A 22,164-nucleotide genomic window follows, 5' to 3' on the forward strand; every position below is an offset into this window, starting at 1 on the left:
TGGCATGAGTAGTATACTAATTAAGGAGTCGCTCATCGGAGGGGCGACGCAAGACCTCTTGATCGTGGACAACCGTATCGACAAGATCGGTACGGATCTGCTCCCGATCGATGAGGATACGATCATTCTCGACGGCCGTGATAAGGCGGTCGTGCCAGGACTCTGCAACGGACACACACACTGTGCTATGACGCTCTTTAGAGGGTATGGCGATGACCTGCCGTTGCAGACTTGGCTGGAGGATTACATCTGGCCAGTGGAGGCACATATGACTGAGGAGGACATCTACGTCGGAGCTTTGCTCGGCTGTGTGGAGATGATCCAGAGCGGTACGACCTGCTTCCTCGATATGTACACAGCGCCTGAGGCGACCGCTCGTGCGGTGCTGGAGACTGGCATAAGAGCCAATCTGAGCTACACGCTCTTCGACCGTGGCGATGCGGAGCGGGCGCAGCTAGATCGGGACAACTGCTACCGCTATGAGCAGCTCTTTGCTGAGCTCCCTGAGCGGATCGGCTGGAGTGTGGGGCCACACGCTATCTACACCGTTTCGGGCGATCAGTTGCACTTTGCCAAGGAGTTTGCCGAGGAGCATGAGATCCCCATTCACCTGCACCTCTCCGAGACAGAGCGTGAGGTGAAGGATTGCATTGCTGAGCATGGCACGACACCTGTGCGCTACCTAGAGCAGATCGATGCGCTCTCACCACGCTGCATTATGGCGCACAGCTTATGGCTAGACGATGAGGAGCTAGACATCTTAGCACGTCACGGCTGTACACTAGTACACAACCCTGCGAGCAATATGAAGCTGGCTAGTGGGGGACGCTTCCGCTACGAAGAGATGAAGGAGCGAGGCATCCCAGTAGCTATCGGCACCGACGGATGCTCTTCAAGCAACGACCTAGACATGTACATCGCTATGCGTATGGCTTCGCTCCTTGGCAAGGTATGGCGCTACGACCCGACAGCGGTCTGTGCGACCGACATCTACCGCTCGGCGACGGAGGTGGGCTATGCTATGCTGGGACTCAAGGGTGGACGCATCGAGGAGGGCTATCTGGCCGATCTTTGTCTCATAGATCTCCAGGCCCCGAGCATGGTGCCTTGTCACAATCTTACTTCGAATCTAGTTTACGCAGGCTCCTCGACAATCGTCTCGACGACCATCGTGGACGGAGCAATCCTCATGCGTGACCGTGAGATCGTCGGTATGGAGCGCATCATCGAGATGGCTCGTCGCACAGCTCACGATCTACTACATCGTAAGGGCTAATTTCCTTTTCACTATCAAACGCAATACACTATGGACTTCCAAAAATATCAGCAAGCAGCCGACTATATTAAGAGCAAGATATCGGCACAGCCCCGCGTGGGCATCATACTAGGTAGCGGTTTAGGCGGACTAGCCGACGAGATCGCTGACCCGATCGTCATACCATACAGCGAGATCCCCAACTTCGCACACTCGACCGCTATCGGTCACAAGGGCAACTTTATCTCTGGTACGCTGGGCGGTGTCCCCGTGGTGGCGATGCAGGGCCGCTTCCACTACTATGAGGGCTACCCGATGGAGGTGGTCACACTACCGGTGCGGGTGATGAAGCTCCTCGGTATCGAGATCCTCATCGTCTCCAACGCTGCGGGCGGGATCAACTCGAACTTCCATGTGGGTGACCTGATGATCATCAGGGATCATATCAATATGCTGCCCAACCCGCTCATTGGTCCTAATGACGAGAACTTTGGCGTCCGCTTCCCCGATATGACACGTGCTTACGATCGTGAGCTGATCGCTCTCGCTGAGACCATCGCCCAGGAGCAAAAGCTAGCACTCCAAAAGGGTGTCTACGTAAGCCTCACGGGACCCTCCTATGAGACGCCCGCAGAGTATAAGTATTGGCAGACGGTCGGTGCCGATGCGGTCGGTATGAGCACGACGCCTGAGGTGATTGTGGCTCGCCATGCAGGTATCCGAGTCTTCGGTATGTCGGTCATCACCAACGAAGGGTGGCACTTCGAGGGGGACTACACGAACGATGGCGACGAGGTGGTCGCTGCTGCCAATGCTGCCTCCAAGCGTATGGGTGGTCTCATCGCAGAGCTCATCTCCCGTGCCTAACCCGATAGACGAAGAGACGATAGCCTCACAGCTTGCCGACATACGTGCTGCGCTCCGCACACGTATGGACGGCTCTGTGGCGCAGTCGATGCGGGAGTCTGGACTGGACTACCGCTATAATTGGGGCTGGACACGAGGCTATCTCCTAGAGCTTGCTGCGCAGTACCAGCCTTCCAGACAGCTCGCTGAGGCTCTGCGGGATACCTCCGTGCGGGAGTTGCTGATCCTCTCCACGATGCTCTTCCCCCGAGAGGAGCTTACGGAGCAAGACGTAGCGGCTTTCCTAGAGAAGGCCGACAATGTGGAGCTACAGGAGCAGCTAGCCTTTAACCTCTTATCGTATACCCCGTGTGCCATTCGCTGGGCGGAGGAAGTTGTCTTAAGCAGCGCTACTGATGAGTCGAGGCTTTACGTGGCGCTCCTCACCATCGCAAACTATACGAAGCGACAGCCCGACAAGCCTTTGTCAGAGAAGCTGACGGAAGTTCTGGAGTCGTATGTCTCTGCCGAAGAGCTACCGATGCACTGTCGTCGTGTGGCGTATGACCTGTTGATTACATTAGAAGAGCGCACAGCAAGCAATGATTGACGCATACTTTATTACAGAGGTGTCGTGGGAGGTCGCCAATAAGGTGGGTGGTATCTACACCGTTCTCTCGTCACGGGCGGGCGAGATGATGCATCGCCACGGGGCGGAGCAGGTTCTTTTTGTAGGTCCTCATCTACGACCGACGGAGGAGATGGTGGACTTTCGCTCGGAGACCTTTTGCATCACCTTGCCGAGTCATATATCGCTACTAGGGGTGGAGCTGCCGATCACCCAGGGCTACTGGCTCACCCCTGGGGGCGAAGCGCAAACGATCCTTGTGGACTACAAGCCGCTCGCCACAGTCCGTGACCAGCTTTACTACCTCATGTGGCAGCAGTACGGCATCCAGTCCGATCTAGGCTATGGCGACTATGATGACTCCTGTCTCTTTGCCGTTGCAGCGGCAGCGACACTGCTCGTCGTGACACCGCAGCTTGCGCCGCCTAGTAGTCAGCCGATAGCCATTTATAATGAGTGGATCACTGGCATGGGTCTGCTCTATCATCACCTGCAGCAGCCCGACCTGCGCTCGCTCTTTATCACCCATGCCACGACCGTGGGGCGCTCTATCTGTAGCAATGGCAAGGATCTCTACCGCTACTTCACGGGCTACCATGGAGACCAGATGGCGAGCGAACTACATGTCGAGGCAAAGCATGCGCTAGAGAAGGCAGCTGCCCATACCGCGACCATCTTTGCGACGGTCAGCGAGGTTACCGCTCTAGAGTGTACGCAGCTCTTGGAGCGTACGCCAGTGGTCTTGCCCAATGGCTTCCACGCATTGGCTACAAGCCGACTCAAGTCAAAGGCTCGCCAGCGGTTACTAGACGTTGCCAGTGCTCTCTATGGCGAGAGTTTTGACTCTGAGAGCACGACGCTTGTCGCTACCTCAGGACGCTACGAGTATCGCAATAAAGGGATCGATCTCATTGTCTCCTCTATTGATAGCCTCCTCCAGCAGCAGACGAAGCTGTCGTTTGATCTGATCCTTTACTTCTTTATTCCTGCTTGGGTTGCTGAGTCAAGAGCAGATATCGCTTACCAGCTCAGCCATACCGACCTAGGGACTAGCAAGTCCCCGCTACAGTATCCTTACTTAACGCACTGGCTACACAATCTGCGAGAGGATACGCTTGCTAATCGTCTCGGCGAATTCCTCCGAAGAGGAGCGACAGAGCAGCGCATCTATCCGATCTTTGTGCCCACCTACCTCGATGGTCACGACGGTATCCTAGACCTACCTTATTATGATCTGCTGAGTGCCCTTGACCTGACACTCTTCCCCTCTTACTATGAGCCGTGGGGCTACACCCCGCTGGAGAGTATCGCCTATGGGGTGCCAACGGTGACGACCGACTTGTCTGGCTTCGGTCAGGCGATTCTAGAGCTCTATGGAGAGCGTGCTACAGAAAGCCTGCATCATGGTGTGCAGGTTATCCTGCGTCGTGATTATGACGATGCGACTGTGACGAAAGCACTGGCGACGATCCTAGAGCGCGCTACTGCAGGGCTTCCGAAGGCGTGCTACAAGCAGGCACGGAAGACCGCCTCCCATGCGCTCTGGGCACACTATTATGACTACTACATAGAGGCTTACCGTCAGATGATGACGTCTGACTAGTTGATCAGTTGTGTGCGACTATTCTGATCGGCTCTGGTAGGCTCCATCTCGGAGCGTGGTACCATACTCTGGGCGAGGTAGTCAGGACGATTGGCGTAGATGTATAGGACGCTACCCCCCTTGATCGCATCGATGATGGGGCGCGCCAGTGCACGAGGTACTGCGGGGCAACCGTAGCTACGCCCGAGACGTCCCTGTCGTATGATCTGATCATTGACATAGGCAGCACCATGTACGACGATAGCCCGTGCCCGCGCCTGATCGTTGTACCCACGCTCTAGTCCATCGAGACGTAGCGAGTAGCCGTTGTTCCCGCTGTAAGTCTCATTGGTTAGGTAGAAGCCCAGAGAGCTCTGATGTGAGTTAGGTTGGTTGGAAAAAGAGGTGGCATAGTTCTCCCCGCTACCACGTCCATGCGCACAGAGCGTAGCATAGAGGAGCTTGCCCTGCTCCATATCGATGACAAACATGCGCTCCTGAGTCGAGGGCTTGGAGAAGTCCACAATGGTGAGTCGTGAGCGATGCTTGTTTGAGATCTGATTGTATCCCCGCACACCTAGGCTAAAGGCCTCAAACGAGAGCCTTCCCTCTAGTCCCATCTGCGTATAGAGCTGACGGATCTGCTGTCGCTCTGCTGAGGTGGGTACGACCGTCACACGGTGTCCCGTAGGAGGTATGTCCCACAGAGAGACATCAGACCCAGCTACGTAGCTAGGCACGAGTATTACCAAGAGTATCAACCATCTAAATGAAGAGCTGTGAAGCATATGCATATCTAGTAAAAGACTTATAGATGCGCCAAAGGTACGAAAAAGAGATTAGAAGTTAGAGATTAGAGGTTGGAAGTTAGAGGTTAGAGATTTTTCTAGAGGCACTAGTACTCCTAGTGTCACTAGTGCCTCTAGCCAATCGCTTTCCTACGTGGAAATTCTCAAATCGCCACGTGGAAAAAGAAAATTCTCCACGGAGGAAACAAAAAATCTCCACGTGGGCAAGAAATAAAACTTCGGAGGAATCAAATGAAACTTCGGAGGAAATGTTTCTCGCCCACGTGGAGATTTTTTGTTTACTCCGTGGAGAATCTGAAATATCCACGTGGAGATTCTAATTTCCTTCGACTCTACACGAAGGGAACTCAACTATAAAGATACGAATGTGTAAGTTAACATCCTCTAATAGTGAGACATTGCTCCTTATTTGCCGTTTGTCTGTAACTCTTTTTCTGTACCTTTGCCTCCACCTATTCGCTAAGTTTGGGGTTAGATGCTACCCAGTACTTAGTCCTGACGGCTCCGTATATCTGGAGTCTCTATGCACGAAAGTGCACTACTACTTAATATTTCAATAACAGATTACTTTATGAATCGAATAACAAACTTACTACTGCTACTCGTCCTCTCAGCGACGGCTCTTGTCGCGCAGTCAGTGTCGGGTAACGTATTGACCTCTTGGGGAGATGCTACTGGAGCTATCAGGATCCCTGACGGGGTGACTGAGATTGCTGCAAACTGCTTTTACACGCCTGGAGAGGATGATCCCAACGGGTGGGGCTCTACAGACCCTATCAGCAATACCAATATCACTAGCGTAGATCTCAACGGGGTGACAAAGATCGGTGACAACGCCTTCAAGGGTTGCACGGGCATCAAAACCATCAAGGCTCCTAAGCTAGAGAGCGTGGGTAGCCACAGCTTCGAGGGGTGTACGGCTCTGGAGGCACTCGAACTGCCGATGATTAAGACGATCGGGGAGAAGGCCTTTGAGAATGCAAACGCACTGACCTCACTCTCACTAGGCAAGTCGCTCGAGTCTATCGTGGGCAACCCCTTCCAAAACAGTACCAGCCTCACCTCGCTAACGCTTGAGGAGGGATGCGCTAACTACCTCGCAACCGAGGGCGCACTCATCTCTCGTGCTGATGGTGTGCTACGACTGCTGGCTGGTGGTGTCCAGAAGGTGACCCTTGGTGAGGAGTGCAAGGCTATCGGTGATAACGCTATCTTTGGCTGTGGAGCTTTGGAGCGTCTAGAGCTACCTTACGCCAAGGAGATAGGTACAGGTGCTTTTGTCAACTGCACTAAGCTCACCGAGCTTTATCTGCCACGCTTGGAGCGTATGAAGAGGGACTGGTTATCTTTCAGCGGTGTAGGCTCACTGCGTATCGTAGACTTGCACTTGAGTAATTCCATCTCTGGTCTGGAGACACTTTGGCCAGACAATAATACGACAACTGTTTATGTAGCTAGTGAGGCGATCAAGACGGAGCTAGCACAGAAACTGAAGAAGTGCCAGATCATCGTCGGTGCTCCCGCAGGAACACAGCAACGCTATAAAGTAACTTACAGTTTTACCGGAGATGGTCAGCTGGAGGCTTGGACGACTGGAGCTCAGAATGTCAATAATGGTGATATGCTTCTAGAGCACTCCTCTGTTAGCTTTAAGGCAAGCCCTCGGGCTGAGCAGCAGATCAAGGAGTGGCGTGTCAATGGCTCTGTCGTGAAGGTCGAGGGTGATCCAAAGTTCCCTCAAATCTATGAGGTCAAAGATCTAACTAGTGATCTGACGGTGACGGTAACCTTTGAGGCTCGTCCAGAGGGTGCTGACGTTTACTTCCGTAGTCGTGACCTTCAGATGGGTACCCTAACCTGCGCACTAGATGACGGCACAGAGGTGAAGTCTGGCGATCGTGTGCCTACAGGTACGATGCTGAATTTTACTGCTACTCCTAAGGAGGGCTATCGCATCGGAGACTGGTTCGAGCAGGTCGAGATAGGAGGCAGCGAGTTTAAGCCGATAGAGGGACAGAATGGTCAGTCCACCTATCGCTGCGAAGTGCCCGATGCACGTGAGATAGAGGTCGATTTTGACCGTATCGAGGGACACTTTAGAGTGAAGTTTGCCTCTTTCAATGAGAAGACCGGCACGCTCACTGCTACGGCTGATGGTGTCGAGATTAAAACAGGTCAGGCAGTCAAGGCTGGTAGCAAGCTCGTCTTTACGGCACACCCTGCTGAGGGCTATGCTGTCGATGAGTGGCAGCTCAATGGTGAGACGCTTCCTAACTACCGTGAACTAACCTACACGATCGAGAGCCTCAAGGAGGATGTCGAGGTGAATATGGTCTGCAGCCCAGCTTCGAGTACAGATAAGAAGCCTGAGATCGTCGATGGTGTACTCTATAAGTGGATGGCTGAGGGCGATGCAGTCCTACCCGATGAGGTGACTTACATTGCTCCGCTAGCTTTCGAGGGTGCCAACCAGATGACTTCGCTGACGCTCAATAATAAGGTAAAGGGCATCGGTGATCGTGCATTCCTCTTCTGCACGGCTATGACGAAGTTTGTCGTGCCTGAGGCTAATGAGTCGTTCTCAACGATAGAGGGTGTCCTCTACAGCAAGGATCAGACGAGACTCATCGCTTACCCCGCAGGTCTCAAGGCTGATAGCTATACTCTAGGGGCTAAGGTTACTTCGATACAGCCTGGAGCATTCCTAACGCCGATACACTTGAATGCTGTCGAGGTTGCCACGGGCAATACGGCGCTTAAGAGTGTCAATGGTATCCTCTACACGGCAGATGGCTCGAAGCTGCTCTACCTACCTATAGGCAGTCAAACGATCGAACTGGAAGGTAAGCTGGCTCTCTCAGAAGGACTCAAAGAGATATCGAGCCTCGCCCTAGCGTACAATCCTAGGCTCAAGGAGCTGATACTCCCGGTATCTCTAGAGCGCATCGATGCGATGGCTCTCGCTTACAATGCGGCTATGAAGTCCTTCGCATGGGCTGAGGGTGTCACACCTCAGCTTGTCTCGGTCGGAGACTCTGCATTTTACTATGATCGTTCGCTAGAGACGGTTCCCTATATGCCTAGTTGTACTTCATTTGGCAAGGCTGCCTTTGGACTAGCTTCTGCCCTTAAGGAGGTACATATCCCAGCAGGTTGCTCAATAGAGGCTAATACGTTCACTGGCTGTCAGATTATCAGTGCTGTTTACGCTTATAGTGTAGAGCCTCCTGTCATCAACGAGGCAACCTTTGGGGATATTTATAGTCCCAAGGAGGCTACGCTCTATGTACAGAAGGGCGCTAAGGAGGCTTACAGCAAGGCTAAGGGCTGGCGTATTTTTGGTAATATAGTTGAGGAGGATAACCTCGCTGTGGCTGCCATCGATGAGCTTGCCATACAACTCTACCCGAACCCGACACAGGAGCTACTCAACGTGGCAGGCGCAGTCGCTAACAGTGACATCCTGCTCTACGACATGACGGGTACGCTCGTTGGTACGGCTCGTACTGATGCTGTGGGTAGTGCTGTGGTAGACCTCGCTAGCTATCCCGCTGGCACCTACGTGGTACGCGTATCAGGTGCTGACCGTCTCGTGGTCAAGCAGTAAGATCCAGTTGTGTAGTGTCTGTCGCTCTTGTGGCAGACGCTACCGCGCTGGTTAGAAGCTCTCGAGCTATCATACGGAGGGAGAGCTCTATCGTGTGAACTGGTAGAGCTTTATCCGAAAAGAAAAAGGTGGCGAGGACCTCGATCGTGAGGCACTCGCCACCTTTTTTACGTCATGGTCTAGATGCGCATACTGGCACCAAGCGGGACGGTGTGCAAAAGGTCTTCAACACCGCAGGTCAGGTAACCCCAACGAGCCGAGCAACGATATGTGTAGACGCACGATCGTGCGTCCCTACAACGGGTCACTCGTGAGATCAGCGGAATTGCTGTCCCCTGAGGTCGTTTGATCTGAATACAAAAAACGAGCAGACTGCTAAGCTTAGCAATCTGCTGGTCAATTGTGGATATAGTCTCTAGGACTAGTCTTGAAGAGAGCCTCTTGTCGGACTCGAACCAACGACCCCGAGATTACAAATCACGTGCTCTACCAACTGAGCTAAAGAGGCAAAAGGGCGAGCAATCCACATCGCGCCGCTACGACCCGCTACCCTTGCTGCGGTCAAGCCCTAGGGGATTCACAGGGAGCTGGCCGTGTGGCACTCGCCCGGATCACAAAGGTACGACAATTTTCTTAATCTGCAAGTCTTATCGGACCTTTGTTTTGATTCGAACCTTTATAACCGCCCTAAAATCACTAGGAAATGGAGATTAAAGTGGTGCTTTTTTCGAGAAAAGAGATGAAGTCTGAGATCTTGTAAGACCTCACAACTAGCCCCTTACGTTCCTTAAGCCAAGAAAACTGGTCTATCGTGTCGATGTATAGCGTAGGGGCAACAAAAACACCCTCTGCATTAAAGTCCCCAGACTCTTTAGCAAAAGTCTCAAGGTGCCGACCGACGGGCCAGCACTCCATCATCGTCTGAGTGCGTCCTCCAGCTGTGGTAACCTCTACAAGAACACCTCGGGAGCCTTCCATACATTCGATATCCCCCTTGTCACCACCTGCGGTGGAGAGGGGAAGCCCTTCGTCATCACATGGATAGTTAGGCGATACAGCAACTTTTTCAAATGTCTGACAGATGGCTAAAGCAGTGAGAAATTCGAGCCTAGCAGGTGCTGGAACAAACCGCAGTGTTGGGTGTTTTGAACTCCTACCCTTTTCGATGATAGAAAGCTCTTTTTTGACCATATCGGGAGCATACTCGCTAAGAGAAGAAAGTCTCTTCAAAGCCTTGCCAGCATCTGTCTTAATCGTTAGTGCGGTACATGCTTTGTCGAAGTATGGTACAATAGTACTAGCATACTCAAAGTACTTTTTTTCATCAGAAAAAGGATGATACCACTCCTTGTAATGAGTTAGGATATAGTTAATAGTTTGATCCTCATTGTGATTGATATCTATAAAGCGTCCTGCTCCACGTAGTGATATAAGTCCTGTGAGACGCATCTTACGTATAAAGTCGTCAGGGTATTCTGAAACTACGCTTCTGAGTGTAAACTTCTTGAATCCACCAAGTATCTCTTCCGTGCAAATTTGCTTAATAGTCTCGCTTGAGGGGGTATAGCGCCACTCTTGTCTGAGCTTTTTGATGCGCTGGTATAGTGCCTCAGCGTTATCGTCCTTCCAAAAGAGCACAAGGGGTAACTCGTGGTATCCAATGCCTGTGTTGTTGTACTCAGGGTCAGCGTTGAGTAGCTTTATCACTTGAAGTAGCATTACAAGAGGAATGTTCCGATTTAACTCACGGATGAAAGGATTTCCTCTTTGATGTCGTGCAAAGGCGTTCAAAAACACGAGGCGCTCATAATGGGGGTGGAGCATTTTTCTTGTGATTAAGCCGGCTTCTATTTCTATAGATACACTATTTGCTAGTAATCGACCAGCAGTTGAAAATTCGATCTTATCTCCGAGGTTGTAATAGACAAGACCTAAGACCTTCATAAGCTTGAATTGGGTGTCAAATCTACTAAGCCAGCCAGCAGGGAAGCCAGCCTCTTTGTGGTTTTGCTTATTTGCTTTATAGAGAAAGTCTGTCTCTTCATCAGTTAAGGCGTAAAGTGCGACATCGCCTTTGTTTGCCCCTTTCCACTTGTCAGAAATAGAGTCTAGTCGCCTCATAGGACGATATAGTCCAACACGAAAGAGATCCTTTTCGATAGCCTCTACACTGGACTCATCTAGCACTACATCATCGTATCTCAATAGTATATGCATCAAATCCTTGTAGCGCTCTGGGTTTCTAATTGTAGTCGTATAGAGGAGAGGTTTGTATTCAGGGGCTCTGCGATTTTTCTTAGTCGTATTCATATAAAGGGCTAGTCTTTTTTGAGGGTACTCCTCGCTGTTTAGAATGACCTAATAGTTGGTTACAAAAACCTCTCGGCTTTGCTTCTGTGTATTATCGTGATAACTGATGTAGTTGCTCTTGATTTCGTGCATTTTATATCGTCTTGACCACTCGATAAACGTCTGATTTTCTCGACCTCGATAGTGAGTCACATTAGATATACCAAAAGCCACTCCCTTATCATTTAGCTTGTCTAAGGTTTGAAGAAGAGCTTTTTCTTCTTGAATGCTCCAAAACTTATTGTACTCGCTAAAAGTAATTAAATAAGGTGGGTCTAGGTAGACGAAATCACCAACTTGTGGATTGGATAAGGTTAGTAAATCTCGAAAGTCTGATACATGCCAACTGATATCTTTGTCCTTTACTGCCTCGAAATAGCCTTCTAGAGATGAGACTACATTTTTATTGAAGTCGACATTACCTACGGGTAGATTAAATTCTCCCTTAGTATTGAATCGAATCATGTGGTTGAAGCCATATATGAGTAAGAGATATAATCGTGTAAAGTCTTTGGGGTTACTACGATTGAAGTCGGATCGTAGCCTTAGGTAGGCCTCTTTATTATACTTCGCAAAATAGGTCTTGGGGTAAGCCTGCCTTAGAGTCATTGGAATCTCATCTTTTAAAAAAGAGCAGGAGAGACCATAATGCCTGGCGGTATCAAACAAGTTAGATAAGAATGATGTCCCTTCTCCTGCATACTGAATCAGATGACGATGCAGTCCCACTACAAAGGGGTTTATATCACCCTCTATATAGTGATCGGCGTAGACGTTGAGCATAACTGTACCTCCACCTGCAAAAGGCTCGATGAAAGTGCTGATTTCCTTTGGAAAGAGAGGTAGTAGCGAAGGCATTAGTCTGAACTTGTCACCTACGTAAAAGAGGGGAGAACGCCTTATTTCTTTTGTCTTCATTCACTTTTGTGATAAAAAGCAACTCCTTGTGGTCTTTAAATTCAGTCTTCCCCGTATTGAAAGCTTGGTGCCTATGCTCGAAGACTTTGGTCTCTCCCGCCTGGGAGAGTATGCACTCTATCTCCTCTAGGCTGATTTTGTTTTCACTAGACTTGCTCTTGGAATTATAGGTATTGTTGTATGAGACGACTATGTATCGAGTCTTCATCTTTGAGACGAGATCCCGAAAAGCATCTACAGCTTTCACAGTGCAATAGCGACTCATATTTTCAGGAGCTGGCTTTAGAGCTACCCCATAGAGCTTTGGTTCATCCCACTTTACCAAAGTCTCGTAAACATGATAAAATCGAGAGTACTGTCTCGAGTTGTAAGGAGGATCAAGATAGAATAGGTCTGCCTCCACTTTTGTTGCTAGACAATTGGCATCTTCTCTGTAAATTTCCACTCCTTCGTACTCCTGTGCGTCAATCATATGAAAGAATGGTCTTGTCTCAGTAATGGGCTTCTTAATATAGGCATCGAAATGTCCTACAGTATTAGACAATCGATCTACATTATAGATAAGTGCGGAGAGGAGGATGGCATACTCCTTACCAGTGAGTTCATTTCGCAGATCTTCAATCTGCTGTCGGATATGTCCGATCACTTTGCTTGTTTTTTCGCCAAAAAATTTGCCTCCAAAGTGTGTCGAGAAATAGTTGTCTGTCAGCTCGTCTGGGTTAAGGACATTCCAAGAATTAATGACCCCCTGCACTTTCTCCTTGTCCCATTGACCTTGATCAAAAAAGGCTGTGTAAATAATGTGGTTGGTGTAGAGGAAGTCGTTCACAATCACTTGGTCGTAAGTCTTAAGAGCACAGCTGGTTACTACGCCAGTCCCACCAAAGAGGTCGCAAAAAGAATGTACTCCTGTAGTCTCCTTTTTTATGGTCTCCATGATCCAGCCTGTCAGCTTAGCTTTATTGCCAATGTATCGACGGCTTTCTATACTGAGAGTCTTTGGAAGGGTGTATTCTTGAAATAAAGGGATGTATTGAATCTCATATTGTAATCCCTTTTCAGCCACTTTGGGCACGGAAAAATCAAGGGGCGGATATTTTAGGCTGCTTGAAACCTGACCCTTCTTCCATGGCTCAAGGAGTTCTTCGGGATCGAGTCCATAAGCCTTGGAAAGTTTACTTACTTGATCTGAGGTAGGCATCTTGATACCAGTCTCGATTTTATTAATGAGAGTACTTTCGATACCCGTTCGGCGTTGAACTTCCAATAGCTGTAATCTGCGATCCGCACGAATCTCTTTGAGTATCTGATTTATGTTATTCATCTTTTCTAGAGTGTCCACTGATATCTGCTGGCGGCAAATATACTTGTTTTTCATCTAACCTCATCATTGTACGTAAGGGCGGAATAAGATGATACGAAATCAACGACAATCTAGGCTCCCTATCGTCTCTTAATTACCTAACCACCGAGAGTCTTCATCAGCGTGTCTGGCTAATTGTTGGTTTATTCAAAAGTCGGAAAACAGCACTAGAAGAAAGCCCTCTATAGTTGTCAGTCGTATCTTTGCAGGGATGTCTGCCAGCGGGTGAATCTTCCCTCTGAGCTACTGAATTAGCAAATCGGAGAAACGCAAGAGTAATAGAGCAACTAGTTCTTAATGTTTTGAGGTGTAAAAACTATTATAAGGAAAAGTCTCTCTTTCGCTTAATCTCGAAAGGTTCTAACTGCTTTGTCAAGATTAAGAGAAGGAGAGACTCTGTCCTTAGACTACTCTAGAGACATTGACTATTATAGTAATGTCGACTACTTGTATATCTCGCTGAGGATCTGCTCGATCTGTTCTCCACGAAGATCACGCTGCATGATGACTCCGTCAGGCCCTATGAGCATAATCTGAGGGATACCCATGATGCCGTACAGAGAGGTGGCGTGATTGTTTTGATCATCATAGATCTGTGGATAGGGGATCTGGAGCTCCTTGACGGCCTGTAGATGGGTGTCGTGGTTATCCTCCCATACACCGACGCCGAGGACGAGTAGTCCTTTGTCTTTGTACTTCTTGTGCATCTGGATGAGCGTGGGGATCTCGCGACGGCAAGGACCGCACCAAGAAGCCCAGAAATCAACGAGTGCATACTGCCCCTGACCTACGTAGTCAGAGAGCTTGACCTGCTCACCCTCTGTGGTGATGCCCGCAAAGTCTACAAAGGGTTGACCTGCTTTGGTATTGATCATTGCTTTGATCTGCTCCGTTAGGGTTGTATAGGCTGGAAGGCGCTTGACGTTTTCGCCCATCTCCTCTAGAGGCTTCTGAAACTCAGAGAGATCATCGAAGAGATACATAGCATACTGCATAGCGCGTAGTACGAGGGGGTTGTCCTTTTGCTCGGCAATGTACTTACGGACTATCTCCTGACCAGCAGCCTGGTCGATGGAGTCAGCCTGCATGACTACCATAATGTCTTGCTCGAAGGCGTTGCAAGCATCGTTGGCGGGAGAACCGCTGACTTGCCCATCGTTGAGGTTATAGTCTAGTGAGGTCCCCTCGTAGACAAACTGAGCGTTGAGTGGTGTACCCTCGCAAGAGAGTAGGTAGAGGTACCCTTTTTGTAGGTTGTCTAAGGATAGACTGGCGATGGTGTCGTGAATGACGATGCTGTCGATGGGCGTCTTGGGGTCAGCTTCATCATAAAGATAAGCTGTCAGACCAGACAGGTTGTCCCCTAGTCCATGGAGCTGTAGCGTCGTCTTCTGATCGTTGCGGTTACAGCTGCTAAGCACCAAGAGCGTGCCTAGCACGATCAGCAGAGAGGAAAGGGATAGTGTTCGTTTCATATTATAGGATGTTTGTTGATGATGATATAAACCGGATGAAAGGTGAGTGTGACTCGACCCGTCTCGTCTGCAAAGTTAGTAATATATTTTTTTGTAAAGTCTTTGAGTTGTCTGGATGTGTGTATCTGCTGAGGAGCGTTGGGTAGCTGTGCGGTGCCTGTATGGCGCAGATGCTGTAGTACAGCTAGAGGGTCAGCAAAGGGGATGACGAGTCGCTCCGCATGGATCTCGTAGGGGTAGCCAAGCTCCTGAAGGGTATTGTGCCATGTGGCTAGTGAGGGGTAGTGTAGTCCTTGTCTCGTGAGCTGTCGTAGCTCGAGAAGGTTGTCTGGTCCGAAGGTGCTGACGGCTACTGTCGCCTGTGCTGCGAGCTCTCGGACGGTGCGCTGTAAGTAGGCGCAAGGGTCTGTGAGCCACTGCATGGCACTGCTGGAAACGAAGAGATCAATGCCGAGTCCCTCTAGAGAGAGCTCGAAGGCGTCTCCTACGCATAGCTCTGGGTGTGGGTCTCTCAGTCTAGGGACCTGCGCCAGAAGTGCTGGGGATAGGTCGGCGAGGGTCCAATGGTCGACCTCAACGAGCTGATCTATACGCTCCGTCAGTAGTCCAGATCCCGCTCCCATCTCAAAGGCGTGAGCAAAGTGACGCTCCGTCTTAGATAAATGCTCCTCGAGCAACTGAACGAGCCGATCGATCACTAGTCGCTGTGGCTCGGCAGCCTCGTTGTAATGAGCTGCTGCACGGTCGAACTGATGGGCGAGAGATGCTGTCATAATGGTTGGGTGGGGTGGGGAAGTTGTAAGGACTCTCTAGTTTTACTCTAAGGCCTCCCATAGCTCACTCCACGAGTGCCATAGGTCAAAGAGGTAATGGTAGCCATCGGGAAGTAGTAGTGTCGGAACATTTACCGCATCCCATAGCGTGGAGAGGTTTTTCGCTGGGAAGATTTGATCACGCTCTCCGATGATCGCTAGATCCCAGGCTAGGCTAGAGTGGGGCGTTGCTTCGGGTGCTTCAGTAGTAGCTAGGCTGTCGTAGACCGATTGCAGTTCGTCGCGAAGCTCTGTGGTGGGTCGCTCGGATAGGATATCGTAAAGCTGCTTGTATCGCTTGCCGCCACACATACGGCGGTTGAAGCGCTGGCGGTTTTCGTCGGTTAGTCCCTCTAGGGTACCTACGAATATTTGGCTAGGAATCCCCCACTGGTCGTGCATAGGATAGGGCGAACCGGCGACTGCTATCAGACGCCGTGTGCTGGGCAGTATAGACCAATGCGGTATGACCTGCTCGGCAGCCCAAACGCCTAGCGACCAAGCTACGATGGTGACCGCCTGGTAAGAGTCCCAAGGTAAATCTGTGAGGTCGATGCTCAGCTCGAGGGTCCGATAATCGTAAAGTGCGAGTAAGTCACACCGATCAGGCAATGTCAGGTGCGAAACCGTCGCAGGCGTCATACCCCATCCGCAGAAGTATATGATGAGTTGGCGGGCGGGAGCCTGGTCACTGTTTCGCTGGAAGATGTACTGCATAAGCTCTAGGCAAGGTGTGCTAGGATGACTTGGCAGAGTCGCTTGACGTCTGACGAGGTTAGGCCTGCCGTGAGTGAGATCCTCAGACGCTCAGAGCCGACAGGTACGGTCGGAGACATGATGGGGCGGATGAAGTAACCCTCCTCGTGTAGTGCTTGCGCCACGGTTCTAGCTCGCTCACGACTCCCGCAGAGGAGTGGTATGATATGGCTGTGTGGAGTGGGTAGGAGTTGCTCCGGGAGTGAAGCTAGCTCATCGGTCAGCAGCTGTTGTAGCGTAGCTAGGTGCGCTCTTCGCTGGGAGAGTGTGGGGAGAGCTTGCCAGACTGCTAGTACCCACTGAATGATGAGTGGAGGCAGCATGGTCGAGTAAATGAGACTTCGTGAGCGTGTGATGAGTAGTGTGCGTACCGCCTCAGAGCAAGCGACATAAGCGCCCATAGATCCGAGAGCCTTGCCAAAGGTGCCGACAAGTAGGTCGATCTCTGGAAGTAAGCCTAGCTCTTCGCAGAGACCATAGCCATGGGCTCCACGAACTCCGATGGCGTGCGCTTCGTCTATATAGAGAGCCACCTTGGGGTATTGCTTTTTGAGAGCCACGAGAGCTTGTAGCGGGGCGAGATCACCATCCATGCTGTAGATGCTCTCGGCCATGACGATGATATGCTGGCAACTCTCGGAGCTGTGATGCTTCTCGATGAGACGCTGGAGCTGCGTTACGTCGTTGTGACGAAAGCGTTCGAAGGGCAGTCCAGAGAGACGTATCCCATCGATCATACTGGCATGGATCAGTTTGTCGGCTATCACCACCATACCTGGTAGCTTGAGTGCTGGCAGGATTCCGACGTTAGCGTGGTAACCACTGTTGAAGAGCAAGGCAGCCTCGTGCTGTAACGACTTTGCGATGAGATCCTCCAGCTGGTGCATCACTGCCCTGTCTCCCGAGAGCAAGCGCGAAGAGGTAGAGCCGACATCCTTCGCAGAGAGCGTCTGTAGGCTGTCGGTCAGATCGGTCTCATCGGCAAAGTGACAGGTAGCGTCGTGGAGAGCTAGGTAGTCGTTGCTGTTGAGGTTAATGAGCGGTTGCTGTTGCGCATCTTCGAGGGCTTGGTAACGTCCATCCTCTAGAGGCTCAATGGGGGAGAGCGAACGGAGAGCCCGCTCGTCACGTAGCGTGGCGAGGATCTGCTCTATATGTGACTCGAAGTGAGACATAACCCTTAGCTAGTATGGAGAGCGTTTCGTCAGAATTGTAATACTTGAGCGAGCCCATTGATAAGCCCTCTCTTCTCTTGTGAATAGACCTACACGGAATCTAGTAGCACGACGTGTGCCAACTCTAGATACTGTGTAGGTCCAGATCAGTCAGACGCATGAATGTCTTAAGTCTTCATGCATGGCGACAGTGCGTCGCGCTGATTACTTCTTCTCTGCGGGGATAACCTCTAGGAGTGTCACGTCGAAGATAAGCGTGGAGAATGGCTCGATAGAAGCCCCACTACCATTAGCCCCGTAAGCTAGGTTGTAAGGAATGTAAGCGATCACTTGGTCGCCTTCCTTCATCAGTTTGAGAAGCTCGGTCCAACCTGGGATCACCTGGTTCACACCAAACTCAATAGGCTCTTCGCTCTTGTCAAACTCAGTGCCATCGACCAGTGTACCACGATAGGTCACCTTCACCTTGTCACCATCTACAGGAGATTTGCCCGTACCCTTCGTAGCGTAGCGGTAAGCGATACCAGACTCTGTCGTGATGACGTTATCTTGCTTAGCAAAGTCCTCGATGGCCTTCTTGCCCTCCTCGATGTTCTTGCCGTACTTCTCCTTATTCTCGATCTCCTGCTTCTTATTGTAGTAGTTCTGAATATAGTTGTACGCTGTCTCTTGATCCATTGTCATCTTAGTCGTGTCGCCCTTGAGAGCATACTCGAGGTACTGGGCAAAGATCTTAGCATCGATGCCCTCCTTAGCAAGACCCATGCCAGTTTGTACTCCCTGGATCTGTCCTGCGTAATAAGAGAACTTCGTTGTGTCGGCGATACCCTTCTTGAAGCCCTTGAGGAACTCAACGGTGTCTACAGGCATGCCTTGCATAGCCATCATCATAAACTGTTGACCGAGCTGCTGACCAGTCATATAGCCCTGGATCATAGCTACACTATCAGTCATAGATGATAGTTCGTCGTTTGTGTCACTCTTCTGAGCCGTCTTGTTACAGCTAGCAAAGGTGCAGACCATTGCCACCACTGCGAGGAGTGAGAGAATTGATTTCTTCATTGTAAGTTGTATTTAAGATATTTGTTCGCGATGTATTGTTCAGATTACTTATCCGTTGGGGTAGCGAGGGGAATAGGCTCGCCCTTGATCACCTCTAGTAGCTCGATCTCGAAGATCAGCGTCGCATAAGGCGGGATCATATTACCCGCTCCACGCTCACCATATGCAAGACGTGCGGGGATGTAAAGCTTAGCCTTACTGCCCTCAGGCAGTAGACATAGTCCCTCAGTCCAGCCTGGGATTACTTGTAAGAGCCCAAACTTAGCAGGCTCGCCACGATCCACGGAGCTATCGAACTTCGTGCCATCGATGAGCGTACCCGTGTAGTGTACACGGACCGTATCCTCGACCGTGGGACGAGGGCCCTTGCCCTCGGAGATGATCTCATACTGTAGTCCGCTCTGGGTCGTCTTGACCTCAGGACGCTCTCCATTGCCCTTGAGGAATGCCTCGTTCTTTTCCTTTGTCTTCTGCATCTCTTGCTCTTGGAGCTGCTGGAAGTATTTGGAGAGGAAAGCCTGCGCCTCCTCATTGGTCATAGCTGTAGGTTGCTCTAGAAAAGCTGCCGTGAAGCCGGCCAAAAGCAACTCCTTATTGATAGGGTCGCCAGGCATCTGAGATAGGTTTTGTGCAAAGCCTACGCCATTAGCCACGCCTAGTGCATAGGCAGCTGTATCAGCTGATGAGATGAGACGTGGAGGCTCAGCCGCCGTGAGTGCGCCTACGCTTATGAGTAGCGTCAGCGCAACGGTCAAGATGCGATGTGTCATATCTTTAGTGTGTCTATACGATGTCTAGTAGCTCGATCTCGAAGATCAGCGTCATATTGGGGCGAATCACGTCGCCAGCGCCACGGCTGCCGTAAGCTAGCTCGGAGGGTATCACGACACGCCACTTGCTGCCCACGGGCATCAGCTGTAGGATCTCCGTCCAGCCTGGGATGACCGCATTGAGTGGAAACTCAGCTGGCTCGCCACGCTCTACGGAGCTGTCGAAGACGACCCCATTGATGAGCGTGCCGTGGTAGTGTACGCGCACCTTGTCGGTAGCCTTAGGCTTAGCGCCAGAGCCCTCCTTGATGATCTCGTATTGTAGTCCGCTGGGGAGCGTCACGACACCACTCTTGTGGCGCATGATCTCTTGGTACTCCTTGCCAGCAGCTGCGTTGAGCTCTGACTCCTCTTGCTGCAGGCGCATAAACAGTTGGTTGATCACCTCACGAGCTCGTTCGGTGGTCATCTGTGGCTCACGCTCAGCTAGAGCGTCTTGGAGACCTGCGATAAAGTCCTCAGAGGTGATCGCCTTGATTCCGGACGCTTTGAAGTTCTGACCGATGCTTAGGCCTAGTGCGTAGCTTACTTCGTCTTGTGGCATAGGGGTTATTCTGTTTTTAGATGAGAAATACTCCTGCAAAGGTAGCAATTCTTCACGAGATGAGCTATCTAATGACCAACGGAGAGCGACTCCCTCAGGCGAGAAACGATCTCCTCGAGTGGACACTCCTGCTGCGTGCCGAGGGTCATATCCTTGATCGAGACCTTGCCATCGCTCAGCTCTTGACTTCCAGCGATGATGACGTAGCGACAGCCACGACTATTGGCGTAAGAGAGCTGCTTCTTCATCTTGTCTGCTGAAGGGTAAACCTCCGTGGGGAGTCCCGCCTGGCGTAGCTGACGTGCTATGGGGAGTAGCTTCTGCAGCTCCTCCTCGCCAAAGTTGACTATGATGATGCGCTCTTCGGGAGCCATCGCTGTCTCAAACTTACCCAGCGAAAGCATAATGTCGTAGATACGCTCTGCGCCAAAAGAGATGCCGACGCCTGAGACGCCATCCAGCCCGAAGATACCCGTCAGATTGTCGTAGCGTCCGCCACCGGAGATAGATCCCATCGGGGCATCGAGCGACTTGACCTCTAGGATAGCGCCTGTGTAGTAGTCCAGGCCACGTGCCAGCGAAGGCGAGAAGGTTAGATCTGTCATCAGGTCGCTCGTGTCGACATGGTCCAGGACGTACTCGAGCTCTTCCAGCCCCTTGAGCCCTATCTCGGAGTCAGCGAGCAGCTGTCGGAGCGTTGTCACCTTGTCACGATTGCTCCCCTCTAGCGTCAGCACCTTGCGAACGGGTTCTAGCGAGTCTGGATCAAAGCCACTCTCGACGAGGTCCGCCAAGACAGCTTCCACAGAGGTTTTGTCCAGCTTGTCCATACAGATGGTCAACTGGGCTAGGCGGTCAGGAGCCTTGATCACCTCAGCAATGCCCGCCAGTATCTTGCGGTTGTTGAGTAGTAGTGTGGTACGCAGGTCAAGCCGACGGAAGACTTCGTCGATCATATAGACAAAGTCCACCTCAGGCATCAGCGAGTCGGTACCGATGACATCGGCATCGCACTGGTAAAACTCGCGATAGCGACCCTTCTGCGGTCTGTCGGCACGCCATACGGGTTGCATCTGGTAGCGCTTGAAGGGGAAGGTTAGCTCGTTGCGGTGCATCACCACATAGCGAGCGAAGGGTACGGTCAGATCGTAGCGTAGCCCACGATCACAAAGACGAGCCGCCAAGGCTGCGGGAGACTCCTCCGTAAAGGTCTCAGCGTCAATCCCCGCCTTATAGTCGCCCGAGTTGAGGATCTTAAAGAGTAGTCGGTCTCCCTCTACACCATACTTGCCCGTGAGCGTAGTAAGCTGCTCCATAGCGGGCGTCTCTATCTGCTCGAAGCCGTAGAGCGCGAAGACGGAGCGTATCGTCTCAAATATATAGTTGCGTCGGCGCATCTCCTCAGCACCGAAGTCTCTTGTTCCCTTAGGTATCGAAGGTTTACTCATAGCGTTTAGCCGTTGCGATTCGTTTGTATAGCGTTTGTGTCACGGGGTAGTCATTGCGCTCATCAGCTGGATAGTGCGTCTCCTCGAGCTTGGACCACTCCGCTAGGTTGATCTCTGGGAAATGTGTGTCAGCATCAGGTACGACCGTGTCAATCACTGTCAGATTGAGGTGCGTAGCGTAGGGTAGACCACTCTTGTAGAGCACCCCGCCTCCCATGATGTAGGCGCGCTCGTAGCCCGCCTGCTGGCAATGGTGTAGTGCCTGCTCTAGGGTGGAGGCGACATAGTGCGTCTCGGCATTGCCCTCGGTCAAGGTGCGAGAGACCACTATATTGTAGCGGTTGGGCAGTGGACGAGCGCCGATGGAGTCCCAAGTGTGTCGCCCCATAATGACTGCGTGTCCCGTCGTAGTCGCCTTAAATCGGCGCAAATCATCTCTCAGACGCCACGGCATCGTGCCATCACGCCCTATCGCACGGTCCTGCGCCGTCGCCACTATAATCCATACTTCCATATCCAGACAAACTAATTTGGGAGCTAAGGTACGAAAATTAGAGGTTAGAGGCTAGAAGTTAGAGGTTAGAGGTTAGAGATTAGAAGTTAGAGATTAGAGGTTAGAGGTTAGAGAGGCGGTCTGCGACGTCGCCATCCGAGGTGGTATATATAAGGAGAGGCATCCCTATCATATGTGCGGGGTGCCTCTCC

Annotated in this window: 18 protein-coding genes and 1 tRNA gene; 5 read left to right on the forward strand and 14 right to left on the reverse strand. The window is 51.2% G+C overall.

What is annotated here, in order from left to right:
* Window positions 1-4 precede the first annotated feature (4 nt).
* Genes PORAS_RS03740 through PORAS_RS03755 form a run of 4 tightly spaced genes read left to right on the forward strand, consistent with a single transcriptional unit; the run spans window position 5 to window position 4,332 of the window.
* The gene (locus PORAS_RS03740) at window positions 5-1,276 is read left to right on the forward strand and encodes an amidohydrolase (RefSeq protein ID WP_013760224.1); all 1,272 of its coding nucleotides are present in this window, start codon (window positions 5-7) and stop codon (window positions 1,274-1,276) included.
* Between the two features lie 30 nt (window positions 1,277-1,306).
* Window positions 1,307-2,122: a purine nucleoside phosphorylase I, inosine and guanosine-specific gene (locus PORAS_RS03745; RefSeq protein ID WP_013760225.1), complete on the forward strand. Its 816-nt coding sequence runs from the start codon at window positions 1,307-1,309 to the stop codon at window positions 2,120-2,122.
* Window positions 2,115-2,711 (forward strand): peptidase, encoded by a 597-nt coding sequence (locus PORAS_RS03750; RefSeq protein ID WP_155811466.1) that lies wholly within the window; start codon window positions 2,115-2,117, stop codon window positions 2,709-2,711. The genes PORAS_RS03745 and PORAS_RS03750 overlap by 8 nt, the downstream gene beginning before the upstream one ends.
* Complete coding sequence (locus tag PORAS_RS03755; RefSeq protein ID WP_013760227.1) at window positions 2,704-4,332, forward strand: glycosyltransferase; 1,629 nt, start codon at window positions 2,704-2,706, stop codon at window positions 4,330-4,332. Before PORAS_RS03750 ends, PORAS_RS03755 begins: the two co-directional genes overlap by 8 nt.
* On the opposite strand, the gene PORAS_RS03760 is transcribed toward PORAS_RS03755, so the two are convergent.
* Window positions 4,329-5,105: a murein L,D-transpeptidase catalytic domain family protein gene (locus PORAS_RS03760; RefSeq protein ID WP_013760228.1), complete on the reverse strand. Its 777-nt coding sequence runs from the start codon at window positions 5,103-5,105 to the stop codon at window positions 4,329-4,331. The two genes, PORAS_RS03755 and PORAS_RS03760, sit on opposite strands and share 4 nt — an antisense overlap.
* A 586-nt stretch (window positions 5,106-5,691) precedes the next feature.
* Between PORAS_RS03760 and PORAS_RS03765 the strand changes: the two genes are divergently transcribed.
* Window positions 5,692-8,727 (forward strand): leucine-rich repeat protein, encoded by a 3,036-nt coding sequence (locus tag PORAS_RS03765; RefSeq protein ID WP_013760229.1) that lies wholly within the window; start codon window positions 5,692-5,694, stop codon window positions 8,725-8,727.
* A 435-nt stretch (window positions 8,728-9,162) separates the two neighbouring features.
* Here the strand turns inward: PORAS_RS03765 and PORAS_RS03770 are convergent.
* From PORAS_RS03770 to PORAS_RS03830, 13 genes are all read right to left on the reverse strand, one after another.
* Window positions 9,163-9,235, reverse strand: a tRNA-Thr gene (locus PORAS_RS03770).
* Window positions 9,236-9,423: 188 nt separating this feature from the next.
* Window positions 9,424-11,037 (reverse strand): AlwI family type II restriction endonuclease, encoded by a 1,614-nt coding sequence (locus PORAS_RS03775; protein WP_004331330.1) that lies wholly within the window; start codon window positions 11,035-11,037, stop codon window positions 9,424-9,426.
* Between the two features lie 48 nt (window positions 11,038-11,085).
* Entirely contained in the window at window positions 11,086-11,934 is an 849-nt protein-coding gene (locus PORAS_RS03780) for a Dam family site-specific DNA-(adenine-N6)-methyltransferase (protein WP_245528054.1), read from the reverse strand.
* A 13-nt stretch (window positions 11,935-11,947) separates the two neighbouring features.
* The gene (locus tag PORAS_RS03785) at window positions 11,948-13,372 is read right to left on the reverse strand and encodes a DNA adenine methylase (RefSeq protein ID WP_004331341.1); all 1,425 of its coding nucleotides are present in this window, start codon (window positions 13,370-13,372) and stop codon (window positions 11,948-11,950) included.
* Between the two features lie 428 nt (window positions 13,373-13,800).
* Window positions 13,801-14,832 (reverse strand): TlpA disulfide reductase family protein, encoded by a 1,032-nt coding sequence (locus PORAS_RS03790; RefSeq protein ID WP_013760230.1) that lies wholly within the window; start codon window positions 14,830-14,832, stop codon window positions 13,801-13,803.
* Window positions 14,829-15,605: a methyltransferase domain-containing protein gene (locus PORAS_RS03795; RefSeq protein WP_013760231.1), complete on the reverse strand. Its 777-nt coding sequence runs from the start codon at window positions 15,603-15,605 to the stop codon at window positions 14,829-14,831. Before PORAS_RS03795 ends, PORAS_RS03790 begins: the two co-directional genes overlap by 4 nt.
* 42 nt (window positions 15,606-15,647) lie before the next feature.
* Window positions 15,648-16,361 carry a pimeloyl-ACP methyl esterase BioG family protein gene (locus PORAS_RS03800; RefSeq protein WP_013760232.1) on the reverse strand — a complete coding sequence of 238 codons (714 nt, stop codon included), beginning with the start codon at window positions 16,359-16,361 and terminating at the stop codon, window positions 15,648-15,650.
* A gap of 5 nt (window positions 16,362-16,366) precedes the next feature.
* Entirely contained in the window at window positions 16,367-17,575 is a 1,209-nt protein-coding gene (locus PORAS_RS03805; RefSeq protein WP_013760233.1) for an aminotransferase class I/II-fold pyridoxal phosphate-dependent enzyme, read from the reverse strand.
* Window positions 17,576-17,779: 204 nt separating this feature from the next.
* Window positions 17,780-18,637, reverse strand: coding sequence for a BamJ family beta-barrel-assembly machinery protein (bamJ, locus tag PORAS_RS03810; protein WP_004331340.1), 858 nt, complete (start codon window positions 18,635-18,637; stop codon window positions 17,780-17,782).
* 44 nt (window positions 18,638-18,681) lie between these two features.
* Window positions 18,682-19,407 (reverse strand): BamJ family beta-barrel-assembly machinery protein, encoded by a 726-nt coding sequence (gene bamJ, locus PORAS_RS03815; RefSeq protein WP_013760234.1) that lies wholly within the window; start codon window positions 19,405-19,407, stop codon window positions 18,682-18,684.
* A 13-nt stretch (window positions 19,408-19,420) separates the two neighbouring features.
* Window positions 19,421-20,011 carry a BamJ family beta-barrel-assembly machinery protein gene (gene bamJ / locus PORAS_RS03820; RefSeq protein WP_004331329.1) on the reverse strand — a complete coding sequence of 197 codons (591 nt, stop codon included), beginning with the start codon at window positions 20,009-20,011 and terminating at the stop codon, window positions 19,421-19,423.
* Window positions 20,012-20,079: 68 nt separating this feature from the next.
* On the reverse strand, window positions 20,080-21,459 hold the full coding sequence (gene hisS / locus PORAS_RS03825; RefSeq protein ID WP_004331328.1) for a histidine--tRNA ligase: 1,380 nt from the start codon (window positions 21,457-21,459) through the stop codon (window positions 20,080-20,082).
* A complete protein-coding gene (locus PORAS_RS03830; RefSeq protein ID WP_013760235.1) occupies window positions 21,452-21,973 on the reverse strand; it encodes a dihydrofolate reductase in 522 nt (173 codons plus the stop codon). The genes hisS and PORAS_RS03830 overlap by 8 nt, the downstream gene beginning before the upstream one ends.
* Window positions 21,974-22,164: the final 191 nt, after the last annotated feature.

The organism is Porphyromonas asaccharolytica DSM 20707, from assembly GCF_000212375.1.
GTDB lineage: Bacteria > Bacteroidota > Bacteroidia > Bacteroidales > Porphyromonadaceae > Porphyromonas > Porphyromonas asaccharolytica.